This is a genomic window from Bacillus alveayuensis, from assembly GCA_030812955.1.
Lineage (GTDB): Bacteria > Bacillota > Bacilli > Bacillales > Aeribacillaceae > Bacillus_CB > Bacillus_CB alveayuensis.
In genome coordinates this window covers 22,029-37,350 of sequence record JAUSTR010000016.1, presented here as the reverse complement: position 1 = coordinate 37,350, position 15,322 = coordinate 22,029, and the positions used below count along the sequence as shown (strand labels likewise).

Here is a 15,322-nt window from a genome sequence, read left to right as displayed (position 1 = left end):
AACAAGTGTGAAATTTTATCAACTGAAATAAAAAACATGCGGGGCTACCCGCATGTCTCATATTTTTCATCTTGATTTGGCTGAAATAGGATGATTTCCCCTTGATCGAGCTGATTGACGTTTTTTCTTGTTCTCCTTTCCTTTAAAGTCTCTTTTAAGCTTCGAACGTTTCTTTTCTTTTTTCATAGGTAGGGGCGGTTCTTCAGTTAGTGTCACAGGAGTTGTATCAGGCTCTTTTGTCATCATTTTAACTGCTGCGGCTAGAACCGTTACCGAATCATATTGCTCTAAAAGCTCCTCAGCCGCTTTTTTATAAATGGTCAAGTTTTCATTTTCGACAATGGAGCGAATCTTTTCAATGGTAATCTTTTGTTGACCTTCTAACGCTTCATTGAGTGTTGGAGGTCTCATTTTATCCATTTTTCGTTTCGTTGTTTTTTCTATATTATCTAAAATCCCAATTTCCCTTGGAGTAATAAACGTTATCGCCATCCCATTTTTTCCTGCTCTACCCGTTCTTCCAATTCGGTGAACGTAGCTTTCTGGATCCTGCGGCACATCAAAGTTGTAGACATGAGTTACGCCTGAAATGTCGAGTCCACGAGCCGCAACATCCGTTGCGACTAATACGTCAATTGTACCTTCTTTAAATTTTTTCAAAACGGATAAACGCCTTGCCTGACTTAAATCACCGTGAATTCCTTCCGCTGAATACCCACGTAAATTTAAGGCTTCAGAAAGCTCATCCACTCTTCTCTTCGTTCTCCCAAACACAATGGCTAAATCCGGTGATTGTAAATCAAGCAATCTTGTCAGTACATCAAACTTCTTCTTTTCAGGAATTTCTAAATAATATTGTTGGATATTCGGAACTGTTACTTCTTTTGCTTTTATTTTGACATGTTCAGGATCGTTCATAAATTTTTCCGCAATCGCTTTAATTGGTGCAGGCATTGTTGCCGAAAAGAGCAGCGTTTGTCGAGATGAAGGAACATGGGAAAGAATTTCTTCAATATCTTCAATAAAGCCCATGTTTAACATTTCATCTGCTTCATCTAAAACAACGGTTTGAACATATTCTAATCGTACGGTTTTTCGTTTAATATGATCTATTAATCTTCCTGGTGTACCGACAATAATATGAGGACGTTTTTTTAAGGCGCGAATTTGCCGATTAATATCTTGTCCACCGTAAACAGATAATACTCTTATTCGTTTATGATAACCAATTTTGTATAGCTCCTCAGAAACTTGAATGGCTAATTCTCTTGTAGGTGCCACGACAATTGCTTGAATAAAAGCATTCGAAACATCAACTTTCTCAATTAACGGAATGCCGAATGCAGCCGTTTTTCCAGTTCCCGTCTGTGCTTGACCAATCACATCCTTATGCTGAAGCCCTAGAGGAATTGTTTGCGCTTGAATAGGTGTCGCCTCTTCAAAGCCCATTTTTTTTATGGATTTTAGTAAATCGTGACTTAATCCAAATTGTTGAAACGATGTTGTCAATTTTTTCAATCTCCTTTTTATGCGTAAAAATTGTATCAAATACGTACAAATTGAGGTTTCCCGATCTGTTTTTATGAACATATGATAAATGATTTATGGATCATCACCTTCAGTTATGATAAAAAGAAAAGCCCTTTTTTAGGGCAAATGGTTAATTCCAAAATTTGTACACTTTAGGTGTAATCATACCATTTTTGAGATACCTTTTCAACTTTCTTTATTAGACATTAAACTAAATTCTCAATCTTTTGTTTACGCAAAAATTTTTCCACTCGTTCTGCTAACACCGCAAAATCATCGCCATGACAAATGTGATGCTTGGAATTTGGCAAAAATAAAAGCTCTTTGTGAGATGAGCCAATGACATTGTATAAGTAGTGAGCGCTTTTTACCGGGACTATTCCGTCTAACTCTCCCTGTACAATTAAGGTAGGCACTTTGATATCTTTCAAAAACGGCTTAACGAAACGAACTAGTTTACGAAATTGAAAAGTGGCCCGTATAGGTGTTTCTGTCATTTTCTTTTTATATCTTTGAAATAGTTCGTTTTCTTTTAAATTTCCTTTTACTCCATCCCGAATCATCTCTTTTATATCTGCAAGCATTTGTGCAGGATTGACATAATAGATGGCAGCACTTAATAACACAAGCTTTTTTATCGGATAATTTGCCGCTAAATAACTAGCAATTAGACCTCCCATCGAAAAACCGATCACATAAATGTCGTTAGAAGTTTTCATTAAACGTTGAAGCTCCTGTTCCGCATACTCAATCCATTCCTCGTAGCGAACTCCAGAAAGCGATAAAATTTCACCATGTCCTGGTAAAGTCGGAACACGAATATCCCAATTAGTTTGATGCCGCAAATATTCTGCAAGCGGCTCCACCTCATACGGAGCTCCTGTAAAGCCATGAATACATAAGCAACCACTCATGAGGAATAACCCCCTTGCTTTTCGTCTCTTTCCATATTAGAATTAGCCTTTAGCTAAAGCATGGACTACTTCCTCTAATTTCATTCCTCGTGAAGCCTTTACAAGAACAAGATCATTCGGTGTTACCATCTTTCTCAATGTTTCAATTAATTTTTGCTTATCTAAAAACACATGAATGCGGCTTTCATCCATAAAATCTTTAGCACCATTGGCAATTTCTTTCCCTAGCTCACCATACGTAAATAAATGATCAATCCCAGCATCCTCTAACGTTTTTCCAACCTCTATATGAAATGATATTTCCTGTTCACCTAACTCTAGCATATCTCCAAGCACAAGGATCTTTTGGCTAAATCCTGTCATGTCCCGTACTAGCTGAATAGCTGCCTTCATCGAAGTAGGACTAGCATTGTAAGCATCATTAATGATGGTCAAACCGCTGTCAGCCTTGACCATTTCGAGTCTCATGCTGCTCATCTCAACATTTTTTAACCCTTTTTCGATGTTCTCTGGAGCTACGTTCAATAATTGTCCTGCTAACACGGCTACCAATGCATTCATCACATTATGACGTCCTAATATTGGAATGAAAAATTTTTGGTTTTTAAAGCCATTGCAAACAAATTCTGTGCCGTTTTCAGTTTGCGTAATGGATATTGGGTATATGTCATTTTGCTTGGACTCACCAAATGTTTTCGTATAAAAAGAATGAATTTTATTTCGTAAAAGCTCTTCATCACCGTGATAAATAAAGACCCCATCTTCCTTTAGCCCTCTTACAATTTCAAGCTTTGCTTCTGCAATCGCTTCCCGCGATCCTAAGTCCATTAAATGAGCTTCACCAATGTTTGTAATAACCGCAATATCTGGCTTGGCTATTTGCGATAAAAGCTCAATTTCTCCTCTTCCGCTCATCCCCATCTCTAAAACAGCTGCTTCCGTATGTGGCGGCATATTTAAAACCGTAAGAGGGAGACCGATATGATTATTGAAGTTACCCTCTGTTTTATGTACGTGATACGTTGTTGATAGGACAGAGTCCACTAGGTCCTTCGTGGTCGTTTTGCCGTTGCTCCCAGTGATGGCAACTACCTTTGGATTGACTTCACGCAAATAACTTTCGGCAAGCTTTTGCAAGGCAACAAGCGTGTCCTCTACGAAAATAATTGGTTTACCTTTAGGAGGATTAGGTTCACCTTTTGCCCATAAAGCTGCTGCTGCACCATTCGCAAACGCTTTTTCCACAAATTCATGGCCATTGAATTTTTCACCAATAAGTGGGATAAACAGGTTGCCCTTTGCAACGTTTCGTGAATCGGTCGTAACTCCCTTAATTTCAATGTCCGCATCCATATGACTAGTTCCAGCCACCATATGCTGAATGGAAGAAAACATCCGTTTAATCATATCATTGCTTCTCCTTTCAAAACGATGAAGAAACACTACCCTCCTTCTTAGGAATAGTGTTTCTATATAAATATTAAAGCGTATGTTTGATTTGCTGTTTTTCTTGATGTCGTTCGAGGCCAAGCTGAACAAGCTTCTCAATTAGTTCAGAATATTCGATCCCACTATGCTTCCATAATAGAGGGAACATACTAAATGGAGTAAATCCAGGCATTGTATTTACCTCGTTAATGAAAGGCGTGCCATCCTCCTTTAAAAAGAAATCAGCCCGAACAAGACCTGATCCATCAATGGCTTTAAAGGCTTTCATTGCCATTTCTTTTATCTTTTTATATTCGTCTTCCGTAATGTCTGCCGGAATCACTAACTCCGTGTCCCCATCTTCATATTTCGCCTTATAATCATAAAACTCTTTTTTCGGAACAATTTCTCCAACTACTGAACAGACTGGTTCATCATTACCGATGATGCCTATTTCCACCTCACGCCCAGAAACGGCTTCCTCGATAACAATTTTACGATCAAATTCAAAGGCTTCTACAACTGCTTTAATCAGTGATTGACGATCTTTAGCTTTATTAATTCCAACGCTGGATCCTAAATTCGCTGGTTTTACAAAGCATGGATAGCCTAACACATCTTCCACTTTTTGATAAGCTGCTTCAGGATTCTTTTCCCATTCACTGCGAATCAACCATACATATTTTGCCTGTTCCAAGCCCGCTTGTGCGAAAAGGTTTTTCATAATCACTTTATCCATTCCCGCTGCAGAAGCTAAAACACCATTACCAACATAAGGAATGTTTAACAATTCAAGCATTCCTTGAATGGTCCCGTCTTCGCCGTTCGGACCGTGTAATAACGGAAATATGACATCAATCGACTCCCCATGTTCACGTTTGGAATTAGGGAATAATTGCTGATTTAATGCTACTGGAGAAATGGTTTCACCAGCTTCTTGAAGCTGAAGCGTTCTGACATCTTCAACCGGTTCAGATAATTGCTTTCCACGAATCCATCGCCCTTGTTCGGTAATATAAATAGGATGTATATCAAATTTACTTGTATCAAGAGCCTTAATAACAGCAAGCGCCGTTTGCAATGATACTTTATGTTCTGCAGATTTTCCCCCATAAACAAGCCCTAATTTTACTTTCATTCTTTTTCCTCCCTAATATAAAAGGCTGCACAGTTTAAATCTAATCACTTGCATAATTTCATTTTCTGTATTATTGTATCATTTTCAAGTTTGTTTTGTTATCTGTTCCTTTTATAACATTCCATTTAAAATTCATATATGACAAGATTTTTCACGTAAGCAGAAAAATGTATTACAATATGTATAGAATAAGGAGGTTTGTATGATGAAAGCAATTACGTCAGTGGAACAATTCGAACAATTGATCTCGAGTGAAAAAGAAATTCTCATTAAATTTTACGCAAATTGGTGTCCAGATTGTACTCGAATGAATATGTTTATCGGTGATATTCTTGAGGAATATAGCCAATATGAATGGTTTGAAATCAACCGTGATGAATTTCCTGAGCTCGCAGAAAAATATCAAGTGATGGGAATCCCAAGCATTTTAATCTTTAAAAACGGTGAAAAAACAGCTCATCTTCATAGCGCCAATGCGAAAACACCTGAGGAAGTAAGGGGCTTTTTAAAGGAACACCTCGGCTAGCGCCTAGAAAATTCAATTTATAAAAAGCTTGTCGACAAAATGGCGACAAGCTTTTTACGAATACCGAAAGTACTTTCATAACCATTTACGTCCTTTGTTGCTGAATAGGTAAAATGATATGCACTTTTGTACCCTTTCCAAGCTCACTTTCAAAATGGAGCTCTCCATTGTGTCGCTTTACAATACGGGCGCATACAGTTAAACCAAGACCTGTCCCTTTTTCCTTTGTTGTATAAAATGGCTCCCCCATTTTTTTTATTCGTTCTTCAGGAATCCCAACTCCATTATCAGCCACCTCAATTTTTATTTTTGGCTCCCTTAGGCGTTTCACGGAAATATCAATTTGTCCACCATTCGGCAAGGCCTCCACTGCATTTTTGACAATATTTATTAATACTTGTTTAATTTGATTTCCTGCGCCTTCAATTGTGGGGATGTCTGTTTCAGATTGAATGTGAATGTTTATATTTTGTGCGACAGCCGTTGTGTCTAAAAGAATTTTTACATCCTTTAAAATTTTCAAGATATCGATTTTTTTCAAAACATCTGCTTGCGGTTTCGAAAGCAATAACAATTCATTAATCACTTCATTAATACGGTCTAATTCGTTTGACATTATATCCAAATAAAAGTTCTTTTTATCAAGATCGTTATCATCACTTTTGACCAACTGAATGAATCCTTTTAATGAGGTAAGGGGATTTCTAATTTCGTGGGCAACTCCTGCAGCTAGTTCGCCAACGACACTTAGTTTTTCCGATTTCCGAATAAATTCCTCTTCCTTTAATCGTTGTGTAATGTCATTTTCGATATATAAAATATATTGCTCTTCCTTGCTCGTAAAAAACGGGATTTCAGTAACTTCAAAATATCGATCCATCCCTTGACGATCTTTTACACATTTTTCGTATGTTTTCATTTTTTTCATATTCATGTTTCGTTGTGTTAAATAATTGATAATAGGAGCATCTATTTTGCTGCCAAAATCCAATGCGTATGCTTTGTTCACAATAATATAGTTGCCATAAATATCTTTCACATATATATAATTCGGATTGGCGTCAATAATGGTTTGCAGGAAATTTTTCTGATCTAACAATTCGTTATTCATTTTTTGAATCATTTGGTTTTGAATATAAAAATAAGCACTAAAAATGACGATCGTCACAAATACAGCATTTAAGATTGAAATCGGGAGTGGTAAAATATTAAACCCGGTTAAGACCCCATTTATAAACACTAATAAGGAAGATAACACAATATAAATGCAGAGCGTTCGATAGTAATTTTTTTTTAATTTTGTCGTTAAAAAAAGTAATAAAAAAGTGTTGATAAATCCTATAATGACATTTATGTAATAAAGAATATGCAACCGTCCATAAATAGGATAATAATATTCCGGGAAAAAGGCTGTACTTTTTATTAATTGCAACCCACCAACACCATACTCTGTAAAATTAATGATATAAACAGCAAAGCTATAAAGGAGAAAAATCATAAAAAGTTTTTGATTAATCAAAAACTTCAACTTAAATTGCCGTTCATCTAAGTTCTTTATTATCGATAAGTTAAAGTAGTACATCAAAGGCATTAACATAATGGATCCTATACGAAAAATTTGAAAGAGCCGTAAAATCATCTGCTTATCGAAAATGTTTTGACCAAATAACACAACAACGTCAACATTCCATAAAAATAATAAAAGTAGAAAAATAGCTAACGGTTTTGACATTCTCAATTTTTTATTCACATAGATAAATATAAATAATACTAAAGGTATGAATGACATGGATAACAGCATCAAAAAATACATAATCGGCCTCCCGTCACATATTCCTAGATAATAATAAACAGGAATTATTGCCTCCATAACCATGTGACGTGATCAATACACGATCTACTTGTCGATATATAGTAGAGGCTACGATAGGAAAGTCTTTTGTTTTAGATTTTTTTGTATGTATTGTTGGAGGAATAAATCCGTACTGAAAACTTAATAGTGCTGAAATACATTGCAAAACACCCGATGCTCCAAGGGCATGGCCGATCATGCCTTTAATTGATGTAATCAGTACATTAGGGTCAAAAATTTTCTTATAAACGTATTCTTCAATCTGATCATTTTCTTTTAATCCTAACGCTTGACTATTAATATATGTGATGGGTTGATCCCCAACCACTTTTTCTACAATGGATATCATATGATTTCCACTTTGATCAGAATGAAATATAGAGACAGCATCTTGGGACATGGCCCCCCTTTCGACATATCCAAAAATTTTAGCACCACGCTTCATGGCATGCTCTTGACTTTCTAACAAAAGAATTCCTGCACCTTCAGATAAAACAAATTGATTGCTTTCCCCAAACGGTCCACTGTTTTCGACATTTGACGAATCCTTTAATAATAGATTAAGCTTTAAAAATCCACCCATTACAATGTCACAAACTGCTGTATCTATCCCACCGACAATACAACAATCTAATTGACCTGTTTCAATTAGCATTTTTCCTAGTAAAATAGCATCAATGCTTGATGTGCAGCTATTCGAAATCGTAAAACTCGGACCATGAAAGCGAAAGAATGAAGAAATGGCTGTCGTAATGCTATTATTGTTTAAAGCACCAACGGTTGTTGGTCGGAGACGGTGTAATCCTCTTTTGAATGTCTCTTTCATTGTTTTCTCGATTTCAAAAATAACCCCACATGATGAACCGATGACAACTCCAATTCTCTTTCGGTTTACTTGATCATCCAATAAATCTGCCATTTCTAACGCCTCATGAGCAGCTGCTATTGCTAATCGTGCAGCACGAGGGTAACGTGCAATCCTTTGACCTGAAACTGTATCATAATCGTTTTCAATGACCGCTGCCTTTAGGATCTCATGTTGATACGGGTGTGGATAGTTCTGCCATAAGCAGATGCCCTTTTCTAAAACGTTTTTAAAATCGATTGAGTTTTCCACTTTGTGAGTGATAATACCGTATCCTGTTACACAAATATTATTCATACACTTCCCTCTCACCTAGATAAAAAATGCTTATTAAAACGCTTTTTAAAAAATGGCTGTTTTCGTAAGCTTTGGTACTTTTCGACTGGCCATGATCCGAACAAAGCACGTGGTCGGATAAATTATGTTTGTCCGACCATCTCCTTTTGTTCGGTTCACGTCACGCTTTAGCGTGTAGCAAGCATATCGCTTGCCTGACAGTCGAAAAGCTATCGCATAGTAAAGCAACAATCTTTTAGAAAAGAGCCTAAAAAATAAAGCGGATCTTAAGCTGGGGGAATTCCCCAGCTTATTTGCTAAACCCTCATTTAAAACGATAGTATTATTGCAACAATGATATAGTTTTTTTACATCTAACCATTTATTAGTTCTTTTTCTAAAATATCGACCAGTTCTTCAAGGTGATGGATTTCATAACTTGGCTTAACATCCATATATGGCTCTAACTTCTTCCGATTAATCCAAACCGATTTGATATTCGTTTTAACGGCCCCTAATATATCCGTGCTTAACTTATCTCCAACCATGATTACTTCATGCTCATGAACATTCATTAACGATAAAGCATGACGGAAAATGCTAGGATCTGGCTTTCCTCTTCCAAATTCTCCTGAAATCATGATATGTGAAAAGTAGGATGAAAGTCTAGGGACACTAGAAATTTTTTCTTTTTGCAAACTCGGATCACCATTTGTTAATAATAATAAATCATATTTTTCCTTTAATTGATCTAACAACTTAAATGTTTCCTCATAAACAATAGGTCTTTTTCTCCGCTCAATCGGAAACTGTTCAGATAATTGAATGGCTAAATCTGAATCATTAATCCCAACTGCTTCGAGACCTCTCTTCCAAGCCTCTTTTCGATAGTTTGGAGCTAATTCCTTTAATTTCATTAAGTTGTCATCCTTCGGTTCACTAAAATTCGACCAAAGTGCTTCAAATGGATTAATGCCAATCATCGCGACATATGGATAGGTCTCGTAAGATTCGTAAAGCTCTTTTGCCTTTTGTCGAACTGCTTTTTCTAACTCATTTGGATCTACGTCATACTTTTCCTTTGCGATGAGACACGTTGCATTAAACGCTTCACTCACACTTTTTTCATCCCACAATAATGTATCGTCCAAATCAAAAAATACTGCTTTAATCATGAAAGTACTCCTTTCTAAATCAAACATCTTATAGAACCATGTTACCATATACAAAAGGATTGTGATGAAAAATTCTGAATTCCTGTACAAAGAACAAAAGCTCTGACAGACCGTACGGAAGAAATGGGAAAATTGATGCCGCTAACACCCGGAGCTAGACGCAAACCAACTATGAACAATGTTGTCCACAAGTTGTAAATTTATAATTCGTTTGGACGTACGGACAGCGTCCTAAACAACAAAAAATCCTCTCAAAGGAAGCACGATCCTTTCGAGAGGTTCTTTTTAGTCCAAGAAAATTGTTCATATGAAATGAAAGGGTTATTTAATTTCTACCGTCCAACCAAATTTATCGTGTGCTTTACCATATTGAATATTTGTAATGGCATGATAAAGCTTTAAAGAAAATTCTCCCGTTTCGAAATTATTGACGATCATTTTATGATTGTTCCAATTTAATTCACCGACAGGGGAAATGACCGCAGCCGTTCCTGTTCCAAATACTTCCTCCAATTCTCCTTTCGTATAAGCTGTATAAATATCCTCAATGGCTATTCTCTCTTCTCTAACGGTAACTCCCCAATCTTTCAACAACTCGATAACAGAATCTCTAGTAATCCCACTTAAAATGCTTCCGTTTAATTTTGGTGTGAAAACTTCGCCATTTATTTTGAAGAAAATATTCATACTTCCAACTTCTTCTACATATTTTCTCTCTCTTCCATCTAACCATAAAACCTGGTCGTATCCTAATTCTTCGGCCTTTTTCTGCGCTAAAAGGCTTGCTGCATAGTTTCCAGATGTTTTAACATGTCCTACTCCACCTTTGATCGCACGGACATAATCATTTTCTACATAAATTTTAACAGGTGATAATTGTCCTGCGTAATAGGCGCCAACCGGTGATAAGATAATTAAAAACTTATAGGAGTTGGATGGTCTTACACCTAAATAAGGTTCTGTTGCAATAATAAATGGTCGAATATAAAGGGATGTCCCTTCTTGATCTGGCACCCAATCCTTTTCAATCTCAATTAACTGCTGTAATCCTTCTAATACAAGCTCCTCATCTAATGGAGGAATACACATCCGTTTGCAAGTATTATTTAAACGCTGAACGTTTTTTTCTGGTCGGAATAATAAAACCCTACCATCTTCTGTCCGATAAGCTTTTAATCCCTCAAAAACGGATTGACCGTAATGAAAGACAAGTGCAGATGGATCTAACGTTAACGGTTGATACGGAGCGATACGCGGTGAGTGCCAGCCTTTTTCTTTTTCATAATCCAAGACAAACATATGGTCCGTGAAATATTTCCCAAATCCTAATTCGGAAGCTTTTGGCTTAGGTTTTTTAACATCTGCTTGGATGAGCTCGATTACTTGATTCATGGTGAACACCTCTTTAATTTATTTTCTACTGGTCTCAAAAAAGATGGAAAGGCGATATTTCCCCAGCTCAAAAATATCGCTATCTTACTAAATTTCAAAAAATTTAATCATGGAAAATTTCACTTTTTACCCTCGAGGCCCCAAAGGATAAAAAAATCGCCTCTCAATCGAATGTGCCCACACGGGGACATCGATTGCTGAGGCGAGTATCTCGCGGTACCACTCAGCTTCTCTGCTTTCCTCACAGAAAACAGACTCAGTAAGTCAATACATGACTTTTCTTGCTAACGGAAGATCCGTTGCTCTATACTTTGGCTGGCCGCCATTTCTAAAGCAAAGCTCCAAGGTGACTTTCAAAGAGAGTGACGGCTGTCCTTTCAGCCTAGGAGACAGCTCTCTTCTCTCGTCATTGCTCTCTTCTACTACTCCTTTTCTTCGCTGTTATTATGAACTTGTCAAATATAAAAACTCGCCCCCCAACCCACGTGATTTATTTTGGATTGTTGAGGCGAGTATCTCGCGGTACCACTCAACTTCTCTGCCTTCCTCACAGAAAGCAGACTCAGTAAGTCAATACATGACTTTTCTTGCTAACGGAAGACCCGTTGCTTTATACTTTGGCCAGCTGCCATTTCTAAAGCAAAGCTCCAAGGCGATCTTCGAAGAGAGATAACGGCTATCCTTTCAGCCTAGGAGACAGCTCTCTTTTTCGTCAGAGCTCTCTTCTACTACTCCTTTTCTTCGCTGTTATATTATGAAATATATGATTTTTTTCAATAATTTTGAAATGATTATATCGACTTTCATATGCATAGTCAATACATATTTTTAAATTTTCCGAATAAGCAAAATGATTTTTTTCTAGCTAACGAAAAAATATTTAGGTAACATCTTAAAACAAGGATGTTTTCGTAAACTTTGTTGCTTTCCGACTGTCTATGAACCGTACAAAGGATTGTAAGGCAATAAGCATATGACTTGTTTATGTTGATAATTTAGACTCTAATTGTGTTAATAAATCAAGAACACTGTCAGAAGCCTTTTCAAGCTGCTCAAAAGCATGTTGGGCACCAGCGATATCACCTGCTTCATAGCATTCTACCGCTTTTTTGGCATATTGGTGTACTGCTTTATGAGGTTCCTCTAAACGTTTAAATGCATCGCTATTCTTCACACTATCAGGCAAATTTCCATAGTACCATTTCCCTAATCTGCATACCTCATGGGAGATTACTTCCTCCGAATTAACGTCTTCTAACCCTAAAATCATATTATAAACTTTCCATTTCCATAAAAGATGATCTGTTTTGGCGACATAAATAAGATCTTTAGATGAAAATTTAACATTCACATCAAAAAAAGTATTGCGATAATCCTCTAGTTTTTTACTCAACTCAAAAATTGTTTTCGCTGCATCCTTTGATATATCTTGAGATTGGACACTAAGATCATAAATGGTATTGTTTCGTTCTGCAATGTCTAAAACTGTAGCAGTTTGTTCCTCGCTCATTGCTGCAATTTGAGATGTTGATCTATTAATATCTTGCATTGTGGTTACTATACTCGTTAACGCCTCACCTGCATAGATGGCTCCATTCACACTTTGCTCCACTAATTTTCCTGTTTGTTTAATTTGTTGTGTTACTTGATTTGATACGTTTTGTAAAGATTCCATATTAGACGTAATTTGAATAATCTGCTCTTTTGTATGTTCAGATAGCTTGCGAACCTCTGAAGCAACAACAGAAAAACCTTTCCCATGTTCACCTGCTCTCGCAGCTTCAATACTAGCATTCAAAGCAAGTAAATTCGTTTGATCAGCAATTTCCTTTATAATCTTCACTACATTTTGTGTATGTTCAATTTCCTTTTCAAGCTGACCCACCTTTTCAACGACTTGTTCATAAACGTTACCGACCTGTTTAATATTTCCAAGCGCTTCATCCACCACTTGTTTGCTTTGTTCAGCTGATTGAACTGCTTCATCCGTTCCTTCTGCTACTTTTTGAGAATAATTTGCGACCTCTTGTATAGATGCACCCATCTCTTCTGTAGCGGCTGTAACACTGTGGGTTTCCTCAATTTGTTTGTCCATTCCTTTAATAAGCTGTTCAGTCATATTGAGGCTTGTCATTTGATTAAGTAAATCTGATATGTTAAATAAAAATTGCTTAAATGTTTCTTCCATATAAACTTCAACAATGAGCTGTTGATCATACGTTGCAAGTTTTTGAATAGCAAGAACAAGCTTCATCATTCGATTAGGCTTATGATGCAACTTTTCCATTAAAATGGAAGTCATTATTTGCGTTAGGACATGATGAGCTGATATAAAATGGTCTACCATTAAATGAATGCGGCTATGAGTTTGACCAATTTTTATTCTTGTCTTAATATATTCATCATTCACTTCTGCTTGGAAAAACTGATCCAAATATATTCCGAACGTTTTCTTTAACCGTTCAACCGTAGAATACTTCTTTATGATTTGATGGAGATGTTCAGCCGACTGTATGCTATTGTAAAAATGTTCAATCATTTCTTCCTTGTGCGGTATTAGATATTCAGATGCTTCTCTTACATGATCCAACGTTTCCTGTTGAATACCTAAAAAATTTAATCGTTCTTTAGCCCGTTCTCCGACTTGAGTAATGTCAGTCAAAATGGAATAATTCAACAACTCTTCCCATGATTTCACTTTTGTAAAAATACTCATAAGTCCCTCCACTTTTACAAATCATTCATTTTCAATTTATTTGTCTAGACTAGCCATCTTCACTATTTTACTTCAACCATATCTATCTATATATTAAACAGACTCCTACTTTATTACCATACTTATTTTGCACTTCTTTTCACATATTTCAACAATTGTTTAATTTAGGGGTTTTATAGCATTTGCAGCATATATTGACAAAGTTCTATATGAGGGATAAATAAAAAGAGATTCGCTTGCTATGTCACACTTTAGTGTGACGTGAACCGAACAAAAGGCGATGGTCGGACAAATGTAATTTGTCCGACCACGTGCTTTGTTCGGCTCATGGACAGTCGAAAAGCAACAAAGTTTACGAAAACAGACTTTTTTATAACAACTTTTCCTAATTACGACATAGCTTACGCCAACCGATATTCACCTTCCATCTTCACTTTAAGCTTGGGGGACGAATTTTGGCAGTATGTAAAAATCTTAAAATGATGCAACTCATGTTGTCATGTATGAAATATATATAACTATGTTTGCATTTTGTTAGTCTTTTCTAATACCCGAATCATCTTATATAGCATGTCATTGATTGGGGTAGCCACACCGTATTTACTGCCCAGCTCACAAACCTTTCCAGCAAGGTTTTCAACTTCTGTTTTCCGTCCCGCTTCGATATCCTGTAACATCGATGTTTTGCCTTCCGGGGATAGTTTTTTCAGAATTTCCTTAAACTCATCAATATCATCATTTGTTAGATTTACCCCCACCTTTTCCGCCAAAAGAATAACCTCTTTCATAGCCTCTGCCATTAATTCATATGCTTCATGTACCTCTTGAAATACACGATACGGGGCTTTTAATACTGCTGAAGTCTGATTCACGCCAACATTTATCATAAATTTCCACCACATCGCTCGTAACATATCTTCGGGAATTACATATGGAATATTCGCTCGATCAAATAATTCTTTAACAAGTTGAACATTTGGAGAATAAGAAGTGTTCTTTGCCTCGCCAAACCACACTTCTCCAATACTTGAAAATCGAACGGTTTTCCCAGTTCTTACAGCATCGATTCCAATACACATGGCATAGAGTATATTGTCTTTCCCAAATGCTGCAGAAAGCATATCTTCACTTTCAATACCGTTCATTAACGACATGATGATCGTATTCTCTCCGACATGATGTTTCATATCTTTGATCGCCTGTTCAAGTCCATCATATTTTACTGCAACTAGAATAAGATCTGAAGGTTCTTGTACATCATCAGGGGCTACATATTGGAATTGGTAGCCACGCCCATTTACGTTAAACTCACTTGATTGATATCGTTCGATTCTCTTCTTATCCGCAATGACTTGTATACACTTCGGATCCATATCATACAATTTACTTGCATATGCCGATCCGATTGCTCCGAGCCCAATAAGAGATACTTTTTTTATGTTATCCACTGATTTTCACTCCTTGCTTCATGTATACCACCCTTTATTTATTAGTTATTCGGGCTTGAGTT

11 protein-coding genes and 2 other annotated features are annotated in these 15,322 nt (G+C 36.6%); of the genes, 1 reads left to right on the top strand and 10 read right to left on the bottom strand.

Annotated elements, in window-relative coordinates:
* Positions 1 to 66: 66 nt before the first annotated feature.
* The 4 genes from J2S06_RS12770 to J2S06_RS12755 form a co-directional block, all read right to left on the bottom strand.
* The gene (locus tag J2S06_RS12770) at positions 67 to 1,509 is read right to left on the bottom strand and encodes a DEAD/DEAH box helicase (RefSeq protein ID WP_419152546.1); all 1,443 of its coding nucleotides are present in this window, start codon (positions 1,507 to 1,509) and stop codon (positions 67 to 69) included.
* Between the two features lie 227 nt (positions 1,510 to 1,736).
* Positions 1,737 to 2,444, bottom strand: a complete 708-nt coding sequence (locus tag J2S06_RS12765) for an alpha/beta hydrolase (protein WP_044894183.1) — start codon at positions 2,442 to 2,444, stop codon at positions 1,737 to 1,739.
* A 42-nt stretch (positions 2,445 to 2,486) separates the two neighbouring features.
* A complete protein-coding gene (locus J2S06_RS12760) occupies positions 2,487 to 3,851 on the bottom strand; it encodes a UDP-N-acetylmuramoyl-tripeptide--D-alanyl-D-alanine ligase (RefSeq protein WP_419152545.1) in 1,365 nt (454 codons plus the stop codon).
* 73 nt (positions 3,852 to 3,924) lie between these two features.
* Positions 3,925 to 5,010: a D-alanine--D-alanine ligase gene (locus tag J2S06_RS12755; RefSeq protein ID WP_419152544.1), complete on the bottom strand. Its 1,086-nt coding sequence runs from the start codon at positions 5,008 to 5,010 to the stop codon at positions 3,925 to 3,927.
* Between the two features lie 205 nt (positions 5,011 to 5,215).
* On the opposite strand from J2S06_RS12755, the gene J2S06_RS12750 reads away from it, so the two are divergent.
* Entirely contained in the window at positions 5,216 to 5,536 is a 321-nt protein-coding gene (locus J2S06_RS12750) for a thioredoxin family protein (RefSeq protein ID WP_419152543.1), read from the top strand.
* An 85-nt stretch (positions 5,537 to 5,621) separates the two neighbouring features.
* Here J2S06_RS12750 and J2S06_RS12745 read toward each other — a convergent pair whose 3' ends face one another.
* From J2S06_RS12745 to J2S06_RS12720, 6 genes are all read right to left on the bottom strand, one after another.
* Positions 5,622 to 7,349: an ATP-binding protein gene (locus tag J2S06_RS12745; RefSeq protein ID WP_419152542.1), complete on the bottom strand. Its 1,728-nt coding sequence runs from the start codon at positions 7,347 to 7,349 to the stop codon at positions 5,622 to 5,624.
* Between the two features lie 13 nt (positions 7,350 to 7,362).
* Positions 7,363 to 8,550 carry a beta-ketoacyl synthase N-terminal-like domain-containing protein gene (locus J2S06_RS12740; RefSeq protein WP_419152541.1) on the bottom strand — a complete coding sequence of 396 codons (1,188 nt, stop codon included), beginning with the start codon at positions 8,548 to 8,550 and terminating at the stop codon, positions 7,363 to 7,365.
* A 353-nt stretch (positions 8,551 to 8,903) separates the two neighbouring features.
* The gene (locus tag J2S06_RS12735) at positions 8,904 to 9,704 is read right to left on the bottom strand and encodes an HAD family hydrolase (RefSeq protein ID WP_419152540.1); all 801 of its coding nucleotides are present in this window, start codon (positions 9,702 to 9,704) and stop codon (positions 8,904 to 8,906) included.
* Positions 9,705 to 10,025: 321 nt separating this feature from the next.
* Entirely contained in the window at positions 10,026 to 11,096 is a 1,071-nt protein-coding gene (locus tag J2S06_RS12730) for a branched-chain amino acid aminotransferase (protein WP_419152539.1), read from the bottom strand.
* Positions 11,097 to 11,291: 195 nt separating this feature from the next.
* Positions 11,292 to 11,541: a binding site (T-box leader), on the bottom strand.
* Positions 11,542 to 11,597: 56 nt separating this feature from the next.
* Positions 11,598 to 11,847 (bottom strand) — a binding site (T-box leader).
* A 231-nt stretch (positions 11,848 to 12,078) separates the two neighbouring features.
* Entirely contained in the window at positions 12,079 to 13,812 is a 1,734-nt protein-coding gene (locus J2S06_RS12725) for a methyl-accepting chemotaxis protein (protein ID WP_419152538.1), read from the bottom strand.
* 518 nt (positions 13,813 to 14,330) lie between these two features.
* Positions 14,331 to 15,260: a ketopantoate reductase family protein gene (locus J2S06_RS12720; RefSeq protein ID WP_419152537.1), complete on the bottom strand. Its 930-nt coding sequence runs from the start codon at positions 15,258 to 15,260 to the stop codon at positions 14,331 to 14,333.
* Positions 15,261 to 15,322 lie beyond the last annotated feature (62 nt).